This window comes from Pseudomonas sp. VA159-2, assembly GCF_024126635.1.
Lineage (GTDB): Bacteria > Pseudomonadota > Gammaproteobacteria > Pseudomonadales > Pseudomonadaceae > Aquipseudomonas > Aquipseudomonas muyukensis.
Map to the genome: position 1 here is coordinate 64468 of NZ_JAMYBV010000006.1, position 21098 is coordinate 85565.

At 55.4% G+C, this 21098-nt stretch carries 16 protein-coding genes and 2 pseudogenes; 12 read left to right on the forward strand and 6 right to left on the reverse strand.

All coding sequences use genetic code 11. The features are described from left to right. The first annotated feature begins 9 nt into the window (after positions 1-9). From NJG22_RS07755 to NJG22_RS07805, 11 genes and pseudogenes are all read left to right on the forward strand, one after another. Positions 10-480 (forward strand): arsenate reductase ArsC, encoded by a 471-nt coding sequence (locus NJG22_RS07755; protein ID WP_253093492.1) that lies wholly within the window; start codon positions 10-12, stop codon positions 478-480. Positions 481-492: 12 nt separating this feature from the next. Further along, on the forward strand, positions 493-1194 hold the full coding sequence (arsH, locus tag NJG22_RS07760) for an arsenical resistance protein ArsH (RefSeq protein ID WP_253093493.1): 702 nt from the start codon (positions 493-495) through the stop codon (positions 1192-1194). 161 nt (positions 1195-1355) lie between these two features. Continuing rightward, positions 1356-1823 (forward strand): hypothetical protein, encoded by a 468-nt coding sequence (locus tag NJG22_RS07765; RefSeq protein WP_253093494.1) that lies wholly within the window; start codon positions 1356-1358, stop codon positions 1821-1823. 236 nt (positions 1824-2059) lie between these two features. Continuing rightward, a complete protein-coding gene (locus tag NJG22_RS07770) occupies positions 2060-2416 on the forward strand; it encodes a hypothetical protein (protein ID WP_253093495.1) in 357 nt (118 codons plus the stop codon). An 88-nt stretch (positions 2417-2504) separates the two neighbouring features. After that, positions 2505-3164 carry a hypothetical protein gene (locus NJG22_RS07775; protein WP_253093496.1) on the forward strand — a complete coding sequence of 220 codons (660 nt, stop codon included), beginning with the start codon at positions 2505-2507 and terminating at the stop codon, positions 3162-3164. A gap of 325 nt (positions 3165-3489) precedes the next feature. Continuing rightward, positions 3490-3696: pseudogene (locus tag NJG22_RS07780) on the forward strand (AAA family ATPase); the annotation flags it as partial. A 790-nt stretch (positions 3697-4486) separates the two neighbouring features. Continuing rightward, positions 4487-4594, forward strand: a pseudogene (locus tag NJG22_RS24655) (hypothetical protein); the annotation flags it as partial. A 72-nt stretch (positions 4595-4666) separates the two neighbouring features. Beyond that, positions 4667-5626: an ATP-dependent endonuclease gene (locus NJG22_RS07790; RefSeq protein ID WP_253093497.1), complete on the forward strand. Its 960-nt coding sequence runs from the start codon at positions 4667-4669 to the stop codon at positions 5624-5626. Between the two features lies 1 nt (position 5627). Beyond that, positions 5628-7424: an ATP-dependent helicase gene (locus tag NJG22_RS07795; RefSeq protein ID WP_253093498.1), complete on the forward strand. Its 1797-nt coding sequence runs from the start codon at positions 5628-5630 to the stop codon at positions 7422-7424. 353 nt (positions 7425-7777) lie between these two features. Beyond that, positions 7778-8707 (forward strand): arginase family protein, encoded by a 930-nt coding sequence (locus tag NJG22_RS07800; RefSeq protein WP_253093499.1) that lies wholly within the window; start codon positions 7778-7780, stop codon positions 8705-8707. Positions 8708-8872: 165 nt separating this feature from the next. After that, complete coding sequence (locus tag NJG22_RS07805) at positions 8873-9493, forward strand: tyrosine-type recombinase/integrase (protein WP_253093500.1); 621 nt, start codon at positions 8873-8875, stop codon at positions 9491-9493. 116 nt (positions 9494-9609) lie between these two features. On the opposite strand, the gene NJG22_RS07810 is transcribed toward NJG22_RS07805, so the two are convergent. Then, a complete protein-coding gene (locus NJG22_RS07810; protein ID WP_253093501.1) occupies positions 9610-10575 on the reverse strand; it encodes an aromatic alcohol reductase in 966 nt (321 codons plus the stop codon). A 98-nt stretch (positions 10576-10673) separates the two neighbouring features. Between NJG22_RS07810 and NJG22_RS07815 the strand changes: the two genes are divergently transcribed. Next, positions 10674-11123, forward strand: coding sequence for a helix-turn-helix domain-containing protein (locus NJG22_RS07815; protein ID WP_253093502.1), 450 nt, complete (start codon positions 10674-10676; stop codon positions 11121-11123). A gap of 627 nt (positions 11124-11750) precedes the next feature. Here the strand turns inward: NJG22_RS07815 and NJG22_RS07820 are convergent. From NJG22_RS07820 to NJG22_RS07840, 5 genes are all read right to left on the reverse strand, one after another. Beyond that, positions 11751-15056, reverse strand: coding sequence for an efflux RND transporter permease subunit (locus NJG22_RS07820; RefSeq protein ID WP_253093503.1), 3306 nt, complete (start codon positions 15054-15056; stop codon positions 11751-11753). A gap of 9 nt (positions 15057-15065) precedes the next feature. Then, on the reverse strand, positions 15066-16214 hold the full coding sequence (locus NJG22_RS07825; RefSeq protein WP_253093504.1) for an efflux RND transporter periplasmic adaptor subunit: 1149 nt from the start codon (positions 16212-16214) through the stop codon (positions 15066-15068). 175 nt (positions 16215-16389) lie between these two features. Then, positions 16390-17001 (reverse strand): TetR/AcrR family transcriptional regulator, encoded by a 612-nt coding sequence (locus NJG22_RS07830; protein WP_253093505.1) that lies wholly within the window; start codon positions 16999-17001, stop codon positions 16390-16392. Positions 17002-17319: 318 nt separating this feature from the next. Beyond that, positions 17320-18177, reverse strand: a complete 858-nt coding sequence (locus NJG22_RS07835; RefSeq protein WP_253093506.1) for a hypothetical protein — start codon at positions 18175-18177, stop codon at positions 17320-17322. 440 nt (positions 18178-18617) lie between these two features. Beyond that, positions 18618-21056 carry a TonB-dependent receptor gene (locus NJG22_RS07840; RefSeq protein ID WP_253093507.1) on the reverse strand — a complete coding sequence of 813 codons (2439 nt, stop codon included), beginning with the start codon at positions 21054-21056 and terminating at the stop codon, positions 18618-18620. Between the last annotated feature and the right edge of the window lie 42 nt (positions 21057-21098).

The window sequence follows — 21098 nt, forward strand, 5'->3', positions numbered from 1 at the left end:
GGAGTCTCCATGCGAGTCTTGTTCATGTGCACGGCCAACAGCTGCCGCAGCATCCTATCCGAGGCCATGTTCAATCACTTGGCTCCTCACGGCTTTGAAGCCGTCAGCTCCGGCAGTTTCCCGAAAGGCCTAGTGTTGCCTCGTAGCCTGACCACCTTGCAGCATGCCGGCATCTCGACTGACGGGCTGAGCAGCAAGGGCAATGACGCGTTCGAGGGTTGCCCTCCTGACATCGTCATCACCGTCTGCGACAAGGCAGCCGGCGAGGCCTGCCCGCTGTATTTCGGCCCTGCACTGAAGTCGCACTGGGGGCTGGAGGATCCGTCCGATGTCGTGGGTGACGAAGCGTCGGTCGACGCTGCGTTCCGCGCCACGCTGGGCCGCATCGAGTCTCGCTGCCTGGCATTCTTCACATTGCCTTTCGATAACCTCGACCGTGAGCAGCTCAAGCATGAACTGGATCGCATCGGCACGCTTTGAGCAGGAGGGAACATGTCCGAGCAACTGCCTAATCTCGACCTCGCGTTGTTCGATTTGCCGCCAGCGGTGAGTCGTTCCAGCGAGCACAAGCCGCGCATCCTGCTGCTGTATGGATCGACCCGCGAACGCTCCTTCAGTCGCTTGCTGGTGGAAGAAGCCGCACGCCTGCTGGAGCACTTCGGTGCCCAGACACGGGTGTTCAACCCGTCGGGCCTGCCGTTGCCTGACGATGTGCCTGTCGAGCACCCCAGGGTGCAGGAACTGCGTGATCTGGTGCAGTGGTCGGAAGGCCAGGTCTGGTGCTCGCCAGAGCGCCACGGCGCGATGTCTGCGGTGTTCAAGGCGCAAATCGACTGGATACCCCTGGCACTGGGTGCGGTTCGCCCCACCCAAGGCAAGACCCTGGCGGTCATGCAGGTGTGTGGCGGCTCGCAGTCGTTCAACGTGGTCAACCAGTTGCGCGTACTTGGCCGCTGGATGCGCATGTTCACCATCCCGAACCAGTCTTCGGTGCCCAAGGCCTACCTGGAGTTCGACGACGCGGGGCGCATGAAGCCTTCGCCGTACTACGACCGCGTGGTGGATGTCATGGAGGAGCTGGTGAAGTTCACCGTACTGCTGCGTGACCGCCAGGAACTCCTGGTGGACCGCTATTCGGAGCGCAAGGAGAACGCCGAGCAGCTATCTGCTCGTGTGAACCAGCGATCAATTTGAAGCCATGCCCGGAATGTCCGCTATGGTCGATAGCTGCTGTTCGCGGGTGGCTGCCATCGACCCAAAGCAGCCCGTCACGCGGAGCGTCGCTATCTGCCAAAGGCAGACATCCGCACCTGGAAAAAGTAACCTCTTCAGACTTCAGGGGGGCAAGAGCTGGAATGAGTAACCTGCTATCCATTACAAGCCATAAATCCAAGTACAGCCTCGGCTTCTACCTGACGTTTGCCGTTGACGGAGTACCTCTGGAGGTTTGGCTACCTCAGCACAATCGGGAAGCTGAGTTACACCTCGTATCAGCTCATTCAGGCTTGAACGACGATGACGACACCGATTTGGTATGGGACCGGATCTATTCCACGGCGCCGGGCTGGGAGACCTTGGTCCCTCTGCTTGTTTGTTCTGATGACTTGGACCTGACATGTACCGTCATTGTCGCTGAGCAGCACGCCGATGAGCACCACGTCCAGTGGCGCCGATTTGGTTTGCTGAGGGATTTAATCACTTTGCAGTCCCCTGCCGTTGGTTGGTATGACTCAATACCGAACCTGACTTTCGAACGCTCCCGTTTCGAGAGTGTGCTGGACGCGTTCAGGAAACAACAGAACTTCAAAATGGACTGGGATTAGAGCCGGGAGCGGTGTATCCAAGAGACCACGCTCGACCCAAAGCTGTCCTTTACGAAAGGCCGCTACCGGCCCGAAACAATCCGATATTGAAGGCTAGCGGGGATTGATACATGTCTTCACCGGCGTTAGTCTCAGATGGTCAGAGCTTACACTTTTCGCTTTGCTCACACGACCTGCACAAACTGTATCTTTGCTCGCCAGTAATCTAGATGTTGAACCGTAAGTTGAGGAATCTCATGGATAAATTGCGAGTAGAAAGTAAAAAAATAACTTCGTATGGTTTGTACCTTAAGGAACCACACCGACCTCCAAGCCGAGGGGGTAACACAGGCGCATTGCATTCCCACGTTTTAGAAATCGAAGGTGAAAAGTACAGTTTCTTGGCGCTTGGCTCTCAGCAGTGGGTATTTAAGGCGGATTTCGTTTCTTTTGAGTATGAAATAAAAGGCGGATATAAAAATATAATCAAAGAAACCATTGTCACAATTGATCGTTATGGAAAAGTCGCAATTAGAGGGAATCGAGGCTTTAAAATGCAACTCCGCTCCGCTCCTGCAAGGCTCCCTAGCAGCAGAAGGGAGCAGAGAGATTGATCCTTCATGCGATGCGCGTGTTGGCTCTATTCGCAGGGTCGCCGTTTCGACTCTGTACTTTTCATCTAAGCCTGCCTAGGGAGTTTTTGTGCCAAAAATTCGAATCGCAATAATTGAAAGTCCAAATCCAATTGACCTATTCGATGGGCGATCTGAGGCGAAAGCATTGGAGGCCACTTGCAATCTTATGGGGCATCAAGCGATTTCATTTTTTGCTAAATCTAAAGCCGATTTTAAATCAATAATTAATTATTTGTCTTCATCTGATTCAAATCACGCTGAAAGATATCCGTCGTTACCTTTGTTTCTACATATTTCATCCCATGGAAATTCAGGGTGTGTAGCATTCGGAAATGACGTTGTAGAATGGAATGAATTGATAGAGTATTTACTACCCCTGCTCAGGAACTCCAGCTATGAAGGCAAGCTTGCTCTTTCCATATCCGCTTGTGGGTCAGGTGATAACTCTCTTTCGATCCATGCAAAACACGCATTCGGGCGGTCAGCCAAAGTTAATATGCCTTCCTACATATTTTCAATTCTAGGAGATACTGTGCATTGGGATGATGCTCTTATTGGCTGGAGCCTTCTTTACCACAAGATTTCACAAGTTGGTATAAAGAATCGCGAAGGTATCATTGACGCCTTACAAAAAATTCAGGCCTGCACTAACGTAAAGTTTTCCTACCGACGTTGGTGTGAGGTTGAAAATAAATTTTTCAGTGGCCCTCCAAAAAATGGTGGCTGACCTAGCAGCTCACGACCCACAGCTGCCTTTCGCTAAGGGAATCGAACGGCCAATAGCAGCCGCTCACTGGCAGGAGGGTCAGTTTTGGGCTTCCCCGTCAGCATCAGTATCGTGGTCTGCCCCGATTATTCCCGTTCGACATCGCAGGGACTGCAGCATTTGCAGGGCCGGTGACGCTTGTGTTCGCCCACAATGCAGGATTTGGCCGATGCTATGCTGAGCGATTGAGCCGCATCTCCACCACCAAGCCACGGGAGCGTAAAATGCTCCAGCTCGATTGGGCAGGCTAAAATAGCGAGCTACGGCTAAACAGGGGACGTTATTCGTGCATATTTCAAGGTTACAACTCGTCAACTACCGGAATTTTGAATGCGCGAATGTAGTATTCAACAAGGGCGTTAACACGATCATCGGCGAGAACGGATCAGGCAAGACAAACCTGTTCCGGGCGTTGCGTCTTTTGCTAGACGACACGCTGCTGCGCGCGGCATATAGGCTCGACGAGAAGGACTTCCACCGGGGCCTTGGCGACTGGCGGGGTCACTGGATAGTCATTAGCCTCGAATTCGATGAGGTATCCCAGGACGAGGCGATTCAATCCCTCTTTCTCCATGGGACCGGTAACATCGCCGACGGCGCGATCGGCAAGGCGACCTACAACCTTATTTTTCGCCCTAAGGCGGCAGTTCGACGGACACTGGCCGACCTTTCCGCTGGTGATACCGTAGGACTCGGCGAGGCACGTTCGAAGATCACCGTTTCGGATTATGAAACGATTTTCACCGGCAAGAGCACCGCAAACTTCCTCGATCCCGAAATCTACAGGCAACTGGTTGGTGACTTCGATGCGGTAATATTTCCCCAAGAACTGACGAGCCCTGCTATCGGCGGCATCATCCCTGGCATGCTCTCGATCTCGCGCGAAGTGTGCTTCACATTCGTGCAGGCACTGCGCGATGTGGTCGCCGACTTTCAGAACAACCGCACCAACCCCCTCCTAACTCTGCTCAAGTGCCGGAGCGGTGCGATCGATCCGCAGAGCTTCGAGCCGATCACCGCGCTCGTCAAAGGGCTTAACGATGCAATCGAGGGCCTACCAGATGTCGGAACCATCCGCTCCGATATTCGCGACACCATCACCGATGCAGCAGGCGAGACCTACTCCCCGCGTTCACTTTCAATCCGCTCGGATCTGTCCGACGAGGCCGACCGCCTGTTCCAGTCGCTCAAGCTATTTGTGGGCGAGAGCGAGGAAGAATATGAGGGCGCGATTCACGAGTTGAGCCTGGGGGGGGGCAAACCTGATCTACCTGACGCTGAAGCTGCTCGAGTTCAAATATCAGAAGCAGAAAGAGTCCTTCGCCAATTTCCTCGTGATCGAGGAGCCGGAGGCTCACATCCACACGCATATCCAGAAAACACTGTTCGACAGGCTGAACTTTGATGACACCCAGATCATCTATTCAACCCATTCGACCCACATATCCGAAGTGAACAACGTCGTGAACATCAACATCCTCGGCCGGCAGGACGGACGATGCGAGGTGTTCCAGCCATCTGCGGGACTTGACCCCATCCAGATTGGTAATATTCAGCGCTACCTCGATGCGGTCCGCAGCAATCTCCTCTTCGCCAAAAGCGTGGTGCTGGTCGAGGGCGACGCCGAGGAGATTCTCATCCCGATCCTCATTAAAAAGGTGTTCGGGCTGAGCCTAGACGAACTGGGGATCAGCTTGATCAACATCCGCAGCACTGGCTTCGAGAATGTGGCGGTGCTTTTCCACAACGAGCGCATCCGCAAGCGCTGCGCGATCATCACCGACCTTGACCGCGCGTTTATCGATACGACCAAGGACATACACGACAGTGATGATGAGGCGGCCGCAAAGAAGAAGGCACTGGGGTCACAGATCGCTGGACTACGGCGCGAAGCGGCGCTCAAAGAGTTGTGTGACGGGAATCCCTGGCTGACAGCGCACTTCGCCGACCACACTTTCGAGGTCGACTTCGTGTCCGCCGGCAATATCAGCACTGTCGTTTCGGTGCTGAGCGAAGTCTATAAAGATTGCGGCACTATCGCGACGTCTAAGATGGAGCTGGAATCGGGCGACATTGCACGTTTCGGGACGCGCGTTCTGACGATGGCACGTTACGCCGGAAAGGGGTGGTTCGCCATCATCCTGGGGCGAATGATCACGCCTGATACTGTCATTCCGGATTACATCCTCGACGCGATCTTCCAAGCACATATCCCGGTATCCATCCAGACATGGGCGCGTGTGTTGGACTATCGGGTCTCGGTCCTTGCCGCGTCGCAACTACACGCATCAGGGGACATTGACGCGATGCGCGCGCAAATCAGACGCTACCATCGCGGCGAGATCGACTTTGCAGGGGTCCGCGCCGAAATGCTACAGGCGTTTCCTGCAGACGGCATCAACACGATCCTGGCGAGCTTCTAGAATGTTTGTCTGGGACAGGAAGGATCTGAACGACGCCCAAGTCGCAGCCATCGAGCATCCAGGCAGCGTTTTCCTCGTTGCCTGCCCGGGGAGCGGTAAAACGAGGACCCTCACCTACAAGCTCGCCCGCCTGTTGTCGGAGCTTAAGTCGGACAAAAAACGCGTCGTCGCGATCACCTACACGCATAGGGCTGCGGATGAGATTCACGAGCGTATCGAGCAGCTTGGCGTCGATACGAGCCAACTTTGGATTGGCACGATCCACTCCTTCTGTCTCGAATGGATCTTAAAGCCCTACGGAATCTATCACTCGGCGCTCAAGCACGGTTTCCGGGTGATCAATGCCCATGACACCGAACTAATGCTGGAGGAGTTCTGCAGCGCGGTGCAGGGCACTAAGCTCAGCAGCTTCGACTGCGCATATTATTTCACGCCGAACGGCTATGTCCTGACATGCAACAAGACCGACAAGCATCAAGCAATTGAGGGAGTTTTGCAGGCATATTGGAGGGCGCTTGATGCCGAGCGGCAGGTCGATTTTGAGCTGATCCTTTTCTACGCCTATCAACTCATCGAGAAGAATCCCTCAATCAGCGTGCTGCTCGGCTCGATCTTCGAATGCGTGCTCCTCGATGAGTTTCAGGATACGCGGGAAATTCAATATGCGATCCTCGCATCGATCCTGAAAGCGTCTAAAGGCGGTGCCTCCGCCTTTGTTGTAGGCGACCCTAATCAGGCAATCTATGGCTCGCTTGGCGGCTATGCGATTACGGCGGCGGACTTTGGGGCTCAGTGCGGCATCGCCTTCAAGGAAATGGAGCTATCAGACAATTACCGGTCGTCATCGCGCATTGTGAGCTATTTCGGCAACTACAACGTCTTGCCTTCGAAGGTCGAGGCGGTGGGAAAAGACAGGGACTACGCGAGCGTTGTGTCGTTCGATCACCAGACACACCGCGACGCGCTGGAGGAAGAGCTTGTAAGGCTCATCAAATTCAACGTCGAAACGCTCGGAATCTCTCAGCATGAGGTCTGCATCGTTGCGCCTTGGTGGGTCCATCTCGCAAGCATGACACGCCGGCTGGTCGCAGCGCTTCCGACCTATTCGTTCGATGGTCCGGGCATGGTGCCCTTCGCGCGCGACGTTGACAATTTCTGGTACAAGCTCGCCCGGATCATTCTGACGGAGGCGTCCCCACAGCTGTATGTACGCCGAATGCGATGGGCGGGAGAGATAATCGCCGGTCTCAGCGATGCTGGCGTCGAGGTTCCAGGTTTGGACCGCAAGACACTGCTGCGCGCCTGCAACGCCATCACCATCACCGAGACCGATGGCCTGGTCTACCTCCGGTCGTTTTTCGACCAGCTATGTTCCACTTTCGAGATCGATCGCCGCAGCTGCGCAACACTCCAAGAGCATCACGACGCTTTCTTCGAATGCTCGCAGAAGCGCATCGATAAACTCATCAAGGAAGGCGCTGAGGCGATTGCTGAATTGGCGATGTTCAGGAAGGTCTTTGCGAACCGCACTGGTGTCACCGTATCGACGATCCATGGGGTCAAGGGTGCCGAGTATGACGCAGTGATCGCCTATGGCCTGCTAGAAGGGATGGTTCCCCATTTCAGTGATCCGAACCAAGCCGAGACGGCGAAAAAACTCATGTATGTGGTGTCGTCGCGGGCCAGAAAGAACCTACATCTGATCTCAGAGCGCGGTCGCAGTCGAGGCTGGAGCGGAGATTATCAACCAACTGACGTACTTGCTGGATGTGCATTCCGGTACGACCAGTTTTCTTGACAGGAAAAAATCTGGTCGCAAATGACCGCTCCTGGCCGTGAGCTTCCTCCGACAACGGCAGCTTTTGGGTCGATTTCTGCTCTGGGCGAGAGATGGGTCGAAAGCGGTCAGTCGTAACCGGCCGCTGACGACCCAAAGTGGACATGAGGCGGAAATGGGCTGGGTGCTCGCGTCAATCTGAATTAGGCTGGTGCGCTGGCGGCAAGCATTCATGTAACGAAAAGCAAACCCGCCCCCCCCTGATTGGGTCATACGTAGCACTGCGCATCGCAGTGCTGGCGGCAGCAAAGTTGGCATCGGCCAGGCTTCTAGCTGGCACACACAGGAAACCACGCCATGCAGCACCTTTACCCATGCAAGTGATTGCCGCCCCCTCGAACCTTGGGCTCAGTCCTCCACACCCCGACCATGAACCCGGGACCTGGCGTGCTCCGGCAGCACTGATTGCTGCCGGCCTGCTCCAGGCTGTCCCCGTGCGGGTCTTCCACGAGCTGCCCCGTCCTGTCTATTCGCCCTCGACACAAGCTGGAACACGCTTACGCAATGGCTATGCCATACGTTTGTTCAATCTTGCCCTGGCAGATCGGGTGCGCGAGGCCTCCCTGCAAGGTGACTTCGCCTTGGTGATTGGGGGCGACTGCTCGATCTTGCTGGGGGCACTGGCAGGCGCCCGCGCGCGCGGGCCGCTGTCATTGATTCATATCGATGGGCACAGCGACTTTCGGCACCCCGGCAACTATGACCCGAACAAAACCTTGGGCGCAGTCGCAGGTATGGACCTGGCCCTCGCGACAGGCCGGGGCGAGGCATTGGCGACGATATGGCCAGGCTGCACCGCGCCGCTGGTTACCGATGCCCAGGTGGTGCAACTGGGGGAACGGGAAAACCGCAACGAAGATTTTGCCTGGCCCGATATCAACCACACCTCGATCACTCGGATCGATGTCTTCGAGGCCCTGGCCATAGGCCCACAAGCAGTTGTTGAGCGTATCAGCAAGGTGATTGACCAGGTCCCCGACCAAGGTTTTTGGGTACATCTGGACGTCGACGTGCTGGACCAGACCATCATGCCCGCCGTCGATTGCCCCGGCTCCCCAGGGCTGGCGCCTGATGACCTGGTGAAGATCATGACGCCCTTCGTGGCGGATAGGCGCTGCCGGGGCATGACCGTAACGGTCTTCGATCCTGAGCTCGACCCCGATGGACAATACGCCGCGGTCATCGTCGCAATCCTGGAACAGCTTCCATTTCCCTCCGGGCCGGGGGCCGGCATGCCCACCTGATGTGCTGAAAGTGCGGGCTATTCGCTATGGCCAGGCGTAGCTATCTCTCGTAAGGGACAGCAATGTGTCGTTTGCCGAACTTTACGAAGGGCCGTTACGGGTCGGTTAGCGACCGTCCACCGTATCGAGTTCACCCTTGTCCTCCTCTAACGCGGAGGAGAACCCATGAAAACCGCTGCTATCTACACCCATCGCCCATGGAACAAGGGAAAGCTAGTCGGGCAGAAAGCCCCGCTCCGACTCAGAGATATCTGGGCCATCCGGGTAAGGCTCCAGATCGCGGAGAAATCCAGGGATCTGGCGTTGTTCAACTTGGCAATCGACAGCAAGCTGCGAGCCTGCGACTTAACCAAGCTTCGTGTACGGGACGTAGCCCATGGAGAGCATGTGTCGTCACGAGCGATCGTGATGCAGCAGAAAACTCACCATCCAGTGCAATTCGAGATCACCGAGCAAACCCGTATGGCTTTGGAAGTCTGGATGCACCAGGCTCATCTCCGTAGCGAGGACTGTCTGTTTCCGAGTCGGCTACACGGTTCAGATCATCTCTCCACCAGGCAATACGCTCGAATAGTGAAAGCCTGGGTGACAGCCATTGGCCTTGATCCAGCGCTGTACGGCACCCACACGCTGCGGCGAACAAAGGCCTCGTTGATCTATCGTAGAACCAAGAATCTGAGGGCAGTCCAACTCTTGCTTGGCCATACGAAGCTTGAAAGCACCGTCAGATATCTGGGGATTGAGGTCGACGATGCCTTGGAGATGGCAGAACAGACGGAGGTCTGACCATCCAAAGCGACGGTCGAGGGCAGACCGTCGCTAACCGACCCATAGCGGCCATTCGTGACCGTCCGCTTACGACCCAAAGGTTGTCAGATTCACCTATTAACCTGATGCGGTTCTCAAGTGGGCGCAAGCTCCTGCTTGACGCGAACTCGCAGGTTCGCCTGAGCCCATTGCTCTGCGGTGGTTGCTGGAATCGACCGCTGTTCGTTGAAGGTTCCCGCTTTAGGCCATGCCACACCTCTGCCCTGTGCGAATACAGCACGGTACTTTTTGATGTGGTGGGTAGGGTCTTTCCTCAGCTCATCCATCAGGAACGGAACAGTCCACACGTTAGTTTTGAACGGACGACCTAGCGCATGTTCAAGGATGTTCGCGACTTGTCCATACGACACCGTGTCGCCTGAGAGATAGACAATCTCGTTGCGGAAGCGGGGTTCGAAGAAGACGATTTCCGCCGTGAGAGCGCCGATGTCGTCTGGTGTAGTTAGCGTCACGCTGTTCTCAAGACTGCCGAGCGCGTTAACGGTGTCATTGTCGAAGTCGACGACCTCAAATACGGGCTCGAAAAGGAAGCTGGTGAACATGCCCGTCGAGATAATGACCCATTCAGTTTTGTCTTGCGCACGAAGCGCCTCGCGTACATCGAGTTGAGAATCGAAAAGATCTTGAGGGCTGCCCCGACCGATCACTTCGAAATCCACGCCAAACTGCCACGGGAAGTAGCGCTTCACCCCCGACCTTAGCGCTGCTGTTGCCAGTTTCATGGGGGTTTCTCGACCCGCGACCATGCCGGCACAGCCTATGACGGTATCGAACCGGGCGAACACTTCAGCTAACTTTTCAATTGAATCGTTCACCAGGTCCGCTGCGACCATCTGAATGCCCAGCCCGCGAAGCTCATCGATTTCGGCCTTTTTCTCCGGTATCTGGGTATTGATGGTCGACTCCCGGAGAAGAACGCTGATTTGGGAACCGGGTGCGCGTTTTGCCACTCGCACGAGATTGCGCAAAACCGGGAAACCCAGTTCCCCGGCGCCGAGAACAAGAATGGATTGAGGGGAAAGTGGGGTTGCTTCGGTCATGATTCCTCCTGAGACGTGATGCCTATAACATGAGCAAATGCTGGCATGATCAGGCAGTAGTCGTAAGAAGGCACACGCGTGATACCTAGGAGGAATAAATGACTGATCAGGACGCTCTGAGCCAGGCAGACGCCATCTGCCAAACGCTCCGAGAAGATGATGATGGCGTCAGGCGGGAAGTCCTCGCTCACGCAGGTAGCCGATGGTCATTGGGCATCCTGCATGCCTTGGGCGTGTACGGCACGATGCGCCACGCCGAGATAAAAAGACAGATGACTGGGGTGACCCAGCGAATGCTCACCAAGACGCTACGCGCCATGGAGCGGGATGGATTACTGCTTAGACGGGAGTACGGGGAAATTCCGCCGCGCGTCGAATACGAGCTGACGCCGCTGGGTATGGAGCTGTTGGTTCGGATGTCCCCTGTTTGGATGTGGGTGGTCGAAAACGCTGAGGAATTCCGCGAGGCGCGTCGCGCTTTCGACAGTCAAGATGAAAAGAAGCCCGCCTGGCAAATCCCCACCCCGGCATTCTTTGATCCAGAGTAATCGATAGCGTGCCCCTCATTCAAAGAAGTAGCACTCGATCTGACCTGACAAAAATGGAACGCATGCCTTTGGTCTAAGCCGCCTTTCGCGAAGGGCTGCTATGGGTCGAAAGCAGTCATTCGCAACGGGCTACTTTCGACCCATAGCTGCCGCTCGCCCATCTCAGATAGAGGAAGCTCGATAGCTAACGCTGGCTAGCCTGCAAAAAAGCATGGGCGCGCTGTAGCGCCCAAGTTATCGCAGCAGACATTGATTGTCCGTTGCAGTCCCAGTAACTCTCCTCAAGCAGTATTGTCCCTTTGCTTCCATATATACCGAGAAAAAGCTGGGTCTGCCTCTCTCTCGACGTTCGAGCTTGAATGTTTATAAAACACTCACCGGCATAGTGTTCGTCATAGTTTCGGACATGTAGGTCGGGGTCGGCCCAGTCCCAAAATTTTTGGCCTCTTTTTCGCATATCAGCTCCATTGAAATGCACTCGTCCTTAAGTCATGCCTCGGGGCAGGCTGTTTTTTAAGCTGTGCACCCTAAATCATTTTAGGAAGCACAACGCTAGACCAATAGCACAGCACAGTGTGTATAAGCCAAAAGCGATATAATCCATAGGTATCCATGCACGTAGTTGTGTTATTGCTGGTTGCTGCGGCTAAGTTTTGATCGGATCCAGGTCTTGATCTGTCCCCAATACTCCTTCCCGAGCAGCGCTATAGCGATGACAAATAGCAACTCTCCAACCACTGCAATGATCGGTATTACTACAATTTTGTGTGGGATATCGAGAAAAGGAATGATTGGAAATGCCAGCCAGTAAAGAAGCACCACACCCAGCGTTGCGAAACCAACCTTCTTTTTTAAACTGAATCCAGCCACTCTATGCGGAAGTGAGCGCAGTAAACACTGCAAATCGTCCACAAGTGTATACACCGCCGGAATCACCAACAGGCTTAGAACCGTGGAAGTGATAAGCCCCCCGATTACCGCCACTGCCATAGGGCTGCGAAAGCTAGGATCGGCACTGCCAAAGCCCAATGCTACAGGTAGCATGCCAACCCCCATCGCCAATGAAGTCATGATCACCGGCCGAGCACGCTTATGACAGGCGTCCAATAATGCCTCCAACCGCGCCATCGGTTTCGCTGTTTCCAGGCGGCCTCGACGCGCTTCGATGGCATAGTCGACGAGCAAAATCGAGTTCTTTGTGGCGATGCCCATCAGCATGACCAGACCAATCAAAGAGGAAAGTGAGAACGCCTGGCCTGCAAATAAAAGACCGAGGAAGGCTCCGCCCAGTGACAGTGGCAAAGCCACCAAAATCGTAATCGGCTGGAAGAAATCCTTGAACAGCAGTACCAGCACTACATAGATCGCGACAACGCCGATCAACATGGCTGTACCAAATCCGATGAACAGCTCCTCCATCATTTCTTCGTCACCCTGGACGACTTGATGAACGCCTCTCGGGAGATTCTGGATAGAGGGCAGCCTCGCGACCTGCTTCGTTAGATCGCCCAATGCGATGCCCGAAAGCTCCACGACAAGAGATACGCTGCGCGCTCGATTGAGTCGTGTCAGCTCAGTAGGGCCACCCTTTTGCTCAATCTTCACAACTTGGTTGAGCTGCACGGGACCATCAGCACCACGCACTGTAAGGTGTTCCAGTTTCGTCAGATCCTTTCGAATGTCTTCTGAAAACTTGACGACGATGGGAACCTGCCGCTGTTCCAGGTTCAGTTTCGACAGCAACTCGTCAAAGTCACCCACCGTTGCAACGCGCAAAGTGTCCGCGATTGCTACACCTGAAACGCCCAGCTCAGCGGCTTTTGCATAGTCAGGGGTTAGCGTGATTTCATTTCGAATAAGCCCGCTACTTGACGAGATGTTCCCTAGGCCGGGAATGCGTCTCAGATCCTGCAGCACTGCATCGGTGGCAGTATTTAAAAGCCGCGGATCGTCCCCTGTGAGCACGAGCTGGTATTTCTCACCCGAGCCGCCAAAGCCGACCTTGCTCCGTACACCAGGTAACTTGCTGACCATTTCGCGCATGCGAGCCTCGATGACGTGTTTTTTGGGCCGCTCGCTTCGTGGTGCCAATAACACCGTCAAGGTGGCGGTGCGAACTTCAGCCTTGCCACCTCCAGCCATCACATCACTGCCCACACCGCTAGTCCCGATAGTGGTGTAGATGCGTGTTACGTGGTCCAGAGTTGCCAATCGCGCACTGGCGGCTTCAGCTACGGCCTGGGTTTGTGCAAGCGTGGCGCCGGGTGCCAGTTCCAAGGTCACTTGAGTCTGAGAGCTGTCGTCCGGTGGAAAGAACCCTTGAGGCAGCAGTGGAATAAGTGACAGTGAACCGATAAAAATTACCATCGCGATGCCTAACGTCATCCACCGATGGTTCAAGGTCCAGCGACTTATTTTTAGGTAGGCAGGCATCCAGAAGGGGTCAGCGAGGTGCTGCACCCTTGGTTTCATGAAATAGGCGGCCATCATCGGTGTGAGTAGCCGCGCGACCACCAAGGATGCGAATACTGCAAGCGCTGCGGTCCAGCCGAACTGTTTGAAGAACTTACCCGCGATACCATCCATGAAAGCCGTCGGAAGAAATACAGCAATCAGTGCAAATGTCGTCGCCACTACCGCGAGGCCAATTTCCGACGCGGCATCCATGGCGGCCTGCATCGGTGTCTTACCCATCGCAAGATGACGAGCGATGTTCTCGACTTCCACAATGGCATCGTCGACCAAAAGGCCAATGACCAATGACAGGGCTAGCAAGGTCACAACATTGAGCGAGAAACCCATGACATCCATGCCGATGAAAGCAGGCAAAACTGAAAGCGGCAGGGCAGCGGCCGATATCACGGTCGCCCGGATGTCGCGCAGGAATAGAAAGACGACCAGTATCGCTAGCAGCGCGCCTTCATAGAGCATGCTCATTGAAGCGTCGAATTCATCTTGGGTTTGCTGCACAAAGTCGAAGACTTGGATGATCTGTAAGTCAGGGCGGTCCAGGCGGAGCTCTGCCAAGGCATCCTGAACGCTTTTGCCTACTTCAATCTCACTGGCGCCGCGGGCACGGGTGATCTCGAACCCGACAACGTGTTGATCTCCGAGCACGGCAAGTGCGTTTCGCTCAGCGATCGTATCTTTGATCGTCGCGACCTCCCTCAGCATCACATGGTGGCCGCTTGGCAATGCGAGCTCGACATTGGCCAGTTGATCCGCACTTTTCACACGTGCAGCCAAACGCAGCGGTTGCTTGCCGAGGCCAAGGTCCACTTGCCCGGCAGTGACATCCGTCTGCACATCCCGCAGTTGCTGGGAGACCTCAAGGGCCGTTACGCCGATGGCCTCCAGTTTCACCGGGTCGAGTTCAACATGGACTTCACGGGTAGTGCCTCCCACGCGCGTGACCGACCCAACCCCGTTGATACGCCTCAATGTGCGTGACAGCGTGTTGTCCACAAACCACGACAACTCGCTTTCATCCATCAATGACGAGCTAATGGAAAAGGCCAGTATGGGGCTGCCCGTGACATCGAGCTTGCTAACAATCGGATCACGGACAGCTGTCGGTAGATCCGCGCGTACGCGCTGGACAGCCGTTCGCACATCATCGACGGCCTCCTGAATGGGCTTCTCCAGGCGGAATTCAACGGAAATGATCACTACGCCATCTTGAATGGTCGTGCGCATGTTCTTCAGGCCCTGGACCGAAGAAATTGAGTCCTCGAGCTTGCGGGCAACCTCGGTCTCCAACTGCGGTGGTGCGGCACCAGGGAGCGACGCTGAGACTGATACAGTCGGCAGATCCATGTCCGGAACGTTTTGCACTTTCATCGCATGAAACGCTTTGAAGCCAGCGAAACTCAGAATCAAGAAGAGCAAGATAGTGGGGATAGGGCTTCGAATAGCCCAAGATGAAAGGTTCATGTCGGGCCTCTATCGTGGATCATGTGTCGGGGGCAGTTCAGCACCCTCTGTGATCTGAACAAGATCTCCACTGTTCAGAAAGGCGCCGCCAGCGACAACAACGCGCTCGGAGCCTTCAAGCCCTGACAGGATTTCTTGGCGGTCACCTACAACTCGTCCAACCTCAACCTTGAGCCCGGCCACACGCTGATCATCATTCACTTTGAAAATCAGGTGAAAGCCATCGCGAGCCACAACTGCCGTCTGTGGCACAGTCATACCTGGCTTTGCCCCCAGGAGCATTTCGCCTTTGACGTAGGCCCCTGCTGGTAGGGGCGCAGCGTTTTGCAAGGCGGGGCCAGTAATGTCTACGTACACCACCCCTCGGCGAGAAGTTGAATCCACGGTTGGTGCCACTTGACGGACCCGACCGTTCCAATAACCTCCATCCGGTGAAGCAATTCTCGACTCTTGGCCAGGGCGTACCTGCGCCAACTGTTGGGCGGTCAGTTCCGCCCGCCACTCAAGGCGACCTTGCCGAATCATCCGAAACATTTCGGTGCCTTGTGCTGGAACCGAGCCAACCGTTGCCAAGCGAGCAGAGATGATTCCGTCGTCTGGCGCCCGCAGTATGGTCTGGCTCAAGTGGAGCTTTTGAATCGCAAGCCGAGCTCGCGCTGCGTCCACACGTGCCTGTGTGGCTTGCTCCTGAGTGAGCATCTGTTGAATCTGTTGCCCGCTCAGGCCGCCGATATCCCGTAATTCACGCGCTCGCTCCCCATCCGCTTGTGCCTCATGTGCCAGGGTGATGGCCTCATCCAGCGCTGCTTTAGCCAGGCGATAGTCGTGTTGCACTGTGTCCTTTGCGAAGGTGGCAAGCGCCTGACCTTTACGAACCTGATCCCCAACCTGCACCAGAACGTCATCTACTCGTAAACCGTTCACCTCAGGACCTATGACTGCCTCCTGCCACGCAGCGATGGGGCCGTTGGCCGTCAAGCTATCGATCAGCAGCTGTTTGGTGGGCGTTGCGACAGTTACTGTCAGAACGGTTCTATCAATCGCTGTGGGAGCGGGCGCCTCCTTGGGTCCCTCGCAAGCACACAGCAGCATGCTAATGGCCACTACACAAACGAGCTTCACTAGCGTTTTTGGGAAACTCGTTGGCTGAGCCTGCATGGTATGGATCCTCAAAGGCCTCATAGAAACCCGCCAGTCAATAGCTGTCGCTGGGCCTCGCTAGGACGCGCCTCAGCACTGCTTAAATAAATAGATGGAGTATTCCGTCTCTTTATTGTTGAAAAAAAACACGCTTTCCAAGCGTGTCTCGAAATCAGGGGTGAAGACATTCAGATCAATTTCCTGCTGCTGGTTCCGAGGAGAATAAATAGGCTGTGACGAAATCCCGTATCGCTGCTGCTGCCTGAACCGAATTGACCGGAATCCCCAGGCTTAACTCAAGCCAGAGGCCGTTGACGAGCGCGAACATAAGACCTGTGGCAGAACGTGGGCAAAGATCAGGACGAATCCAACCTTCACGTTGGCCATTACCCAAGAGCTCGGCAAACGCTTTTCGCATCTGTTGGTCCAGCTCGAGCATGCGCGGTTGATCCTGGCCGCGAGCGATCTCCAGCCAGCTGTCCAGACTGAGGTCAAACTCGCCAGGCCAGAACGTGCGCTCGAGCTCGGCATCGGATATGGATGCCAATTGCAGCAAGCCTTCTCTGGTAAAGAGGTGTTGGCATTGAGCGGCGTAGCGTTCGGACTCGAGCTTCACGATCGCATCGATGATTTCGCGCTTATCGCGAAAATAGCGGAAGACCGCTCCCGCGCTCATCCCTGCCTGCGCGCAAATGTCTTCCGTGCGTGCACCGTGGAAGCCTTTCTCCTTAAACACCCTGGCGGCAGCGCTCAAGATCTGAGACCTGCGTAGCTCATGGAGTTCGTCGTTGCGAGTTCGGGCCATGGTGTTCCTGGAGCAATAATAGGACTAGATAGTCGCATTATCGGAAAGGTCCGACTCCGCGTCAAGCAGGAGCCCGCGAACCCACCTGGGAACCGGATCAGTTCAGTAGGTGAATCTGACATGCGATGGGTCGTAAGCAGGCGGTCGCGAAGGGCCGCTATGGGTCGATTGCAGTCACTCGCGACTGGCGGCTTTCGACCCTAAGCTGCCATTCACGAAGGACAGGAGTCGGCTCGAAGCGGCCAGTGGCCATGTAACCTAAGAAGCTTGATACTCTGTCCTCTATATTTGGTCTTTAGGCGCGGTTGGACGCGCCACCTAGTCGGTGGTCCTCCTGTAGATTATGTCCTGTACTGGCAGAACATGTTCAGCATCAGTCGGCGCGAACGCTAGGTCAACGAGAGGATGATCAATTATGGCGGCCTTGTTGTTAAGAAAAATATTAGGATTGTTTTTTTGTGACTTTTCTAAATAGTATCGCACTGAGTTGGCTAGCACATCAGCTAAAATAGTTAGTGGTGAGTCTTCGATCGTGATTGCTAGCTGTATTTCATCAAGTGTCGTTAGTGAATCGCTTTTGATGGTCGTGCTGTAGTGCTCTTTTACAAATTCCCCTGAATTGTTAGGATCTGCATAGCGGAAATAAAAATTCTCCCGCTGTAGGAAGATGTTGGAAATGTAGTTCGCGGTTCGAGTAAATTTCTTAAGGGTTTTTTTATCAACTGGATCTGTCTTTATCTCAAGATTCAGATTTCTTATACCGATTGAGTGTGCCATGCCTAAAGCTTGAATGAGCACTCCCTGGAACAACGTGGCATGCAAAGATTCTTTTGCATTTTTACTTCCCCCACGGTCACCTGCAAATTCGGACTGATAGAAGCCTTCTGAATACTGTGCTTGAAATATCCACTGCATTTTAGTGTTCTTTACAAACAAGAAGAACTCCTCCCGCAGTAGTTGCTGTTGAGATTTATCCAGATCCGTAATATGAATCTTCTTGTTAGTGTCAAAACTGAAGCTTTCTAGGATTTTAGATAGACTGCTTTCAATGGCTTGAATTTCTGGTTCGGTATACAAAAAGCCTGCTATTACTCCGACTTCGCCTTCGTGTTTTTCTCTGGTTTTTGCGTAACCCTTTGCGCCCGACTCATCCAGCACCAAAATCATTTTCGTCATGCGTTGAGATCCTTCCTCTGTCATCTGCTTGAGCTTAGCGGAATGTCTTAATTATTTAATAAAAAGTTTCTAATAAGAATATAGCCTTCCGCACTTGGGCACGATTAAACGCTTTACTCCCACAGCTCTAGCCTAGCATCGACGGATTCTGAGATTCTGAACTGGGGCTTCGATTTGATCAATCGCCATCACCAAGGGTAGCTTCTGGCCGATTACTGCCTTGCGCGAAGGGCAGCTTAGGGTCGTAAGCGGCCACTCGAGTACGGCTGCTTCTCTCATGGCGGCCTTTCGCAACCAGCAGCTTCAGCCCAGTGCTCATTGGCTTGGCTGCGTCTGCTCCTGCTTGAACACACGAAATCCGCGCGCCTGATAATCTAGAAACGGTTCCATATCAACGCCGGGCAGTGTTCGATCCGCGATCTGCGCTCCAGCCGCCCACCTCACCAATTGTGCGTATAGCTGGCAGTCAGCACAGTGCCTGGTGCCGGCAAGTGGCTGGTGTTGTTGTTATTGCGCAGCAATTGGCTGTAGAGCGTGTAGTAGTCGCGGTTGAACAGGTTCTGGATGCCGACGCTTACCTTGTCGTCAGCGGAGATCTGGTACTGGCTGACCAGGTCCACTGTCGTATAGCTACTCACCTGATGCCGACCAAAGCTGTCTACGCCATCGAGCCTGTAGTCCTTGGCGTCGAAGAACGTGGCTTGCAAGCGGTTGCTCCAATCCAGCGTCGGCTTGTACTGGACGTAAGCAGTCAGCTTCAGGGGCGGAACGCGATAGCCGGTCATGTCTTGCCAGCCTTTGCCGTCCGGTTTTTCTCGCCCGCGCATCCAGGTCGCACTCCCCCCTGCGCCCCATACTGCATCGTCCGATAGCCAATCGGCACTGGCCTCCGCTCCGTAGATGCGCTCCTGGGTGCGGGTCAGAATCAGGCCATTGTTGAAACTTTGCACGTCCCCCAGTTTGGAGGTGGTGTAGAACAGCGCCAAGGTACCTAGGGTATTGCTGCCCAGCTCTCCACGCCAGCCAAGCTCATAGTTGTTGGTTTTGACCGGTTCCAGGTTCGAAGCACCGATGTCGAAACCGCGGCGCGCATTGCGCAACTGAATGCCCACGTCGGGCAATTGGAAGCCCTGGCTGAAGGAGGCGTAGATTTCCTGGCCGAGTACCGGTGAGTAGACGATGCCCAGGTTCGACAGCACCGCATCGTAATGAATGTCGCCACCCTTCACCGCCACCGGAGAGGCAGCCCTGGATTCGGACAACGGAACGAAGTCATCGAATTGGGCGGTTGAGTATTCGTAGCGCAGGCCACCATCGACAGACCAATGCTCGTCGAAGCGATGCTGTAGCTGGGCGAACGCACCGGCGCTTCGCGTCTTCAGCGGGGGCATGTAGGTGAGCTTGCCGGTCTTGTCGAAGAGCAGGCCACCACTGGCGTCATATGCCGCAGGGTCGAAGACATCGAGCGGCATGTCGCTGCGCTCCTGGTTATAATCGCCCCCCCACACCAGCTCGGTACTGCCGCTGTCGCCAAGTGGCGTGCGCAGGGTCAGGCGGCTGCCGAAGACTTCGCTGTTCTGCATGATCTGGTCGACGTTGCCGCCGCGGGTGGCAACGGCCCGGGCGTCGAACGGAGTGAAGCGGGTGAAGTAGTCCCGGTAGTACACCTGGGCAGAAAGCCGGCTGCCGAGAATGTCGAGATTCTCGTACTCCAGGTTCAGCAGCGTGTTGCGAATGCGGTTCTGCTCGTCGAGGTCCAGGCCCTTGATCGCATTGGCCGGCACAGAGCCTGCGGGGAATTTCGCGACGCTTGGGTCTGTAGCGTAATCGGTGTCCTGGCGGGCGTCGTAGTGGCTGACTGCAAGCTGGATCCGCTGGTTCTCGTCGATATGCAGCCCCAGCTTGCCGCCAATGTTGTAGATATTCGAATCGAACAGGTCGCCTTGACTGGGCTCCGGGGCGATCCGGTCGCCATGCGCATCGTACGAGGCACCCATGTGGCGTGTACCGAAGTCGAACGAGTAGTCCACCGCGCCCTGAGAGCCTGCGAAATACTGCTGGAACTGGCCACCCAGGCCATCGCTGCCCAGACGGGTAAGCGGCGCAGTGGCGCTCAGGCTGGTTTCGGCACGGTTTGCGCCACCGGCAGGCCTTGTGGTGATGGAGATGATACCGCCCGTGGCGCCGCTGCCGTAGATGGCGCTGCTGCCGCGGATGACTTCGACCCGTTCGATCAGTGCGGGGTCGATGTTGGCCAGGTTGCGCGAAGAGTCCCGGTTGGTGTTGAGCGGCACCCCGTCGACCATGACCAGCATGCTGCGCCCGCGCAGGGTCTGGCCATACTCGGTGACGGTGCGACTGGAGTCGGACATCCCCGGAACCGCCTTGGCCAATACCGTGGCCAGGCTCTCTGAACCCTGGCGCAGCTCCTGCAGTTGTTCGTGCTCGAGAACTGTGGATTGCCGCGTCGCGGAAACCAGGCTGCTGCTGGTGCGCGAGGCGGTGATTTCCATCTGCGCCATTTCCACGGGGCCGCTCCGGGTTTCGAGGCTCGATGCAGGGACACCCTGCGCGACGATGACGAAAGTGCGCTCATTCTTGGCCTGTCCCTGCAAGCCACTGTCCTTGAGCAGCGCTTGAAGTGCTTGCTCAGGTGTGAACCGCCCCTTCAGCGCAGCCGCGTTTCGACCGGCACCGAGATCGCTGGCAAAGATGATCTGTACCGAAGACTGCTGTGCGAGCGCGTTGATGGCCTCGCCCAGCGGAGCGGCGGGGATATCCACGTTCACCTTTTCCCGGCCCTGGGCCGACAGTGCGATGAGCAGGCTACTGGCAAGCAATGACAGGCGTAGTTGGCGACTGCGGAGGGGAAAATGCACTTCTCGAGTTCCTTTTTATGGTGGGCTTTTCAGTAGCCGCCA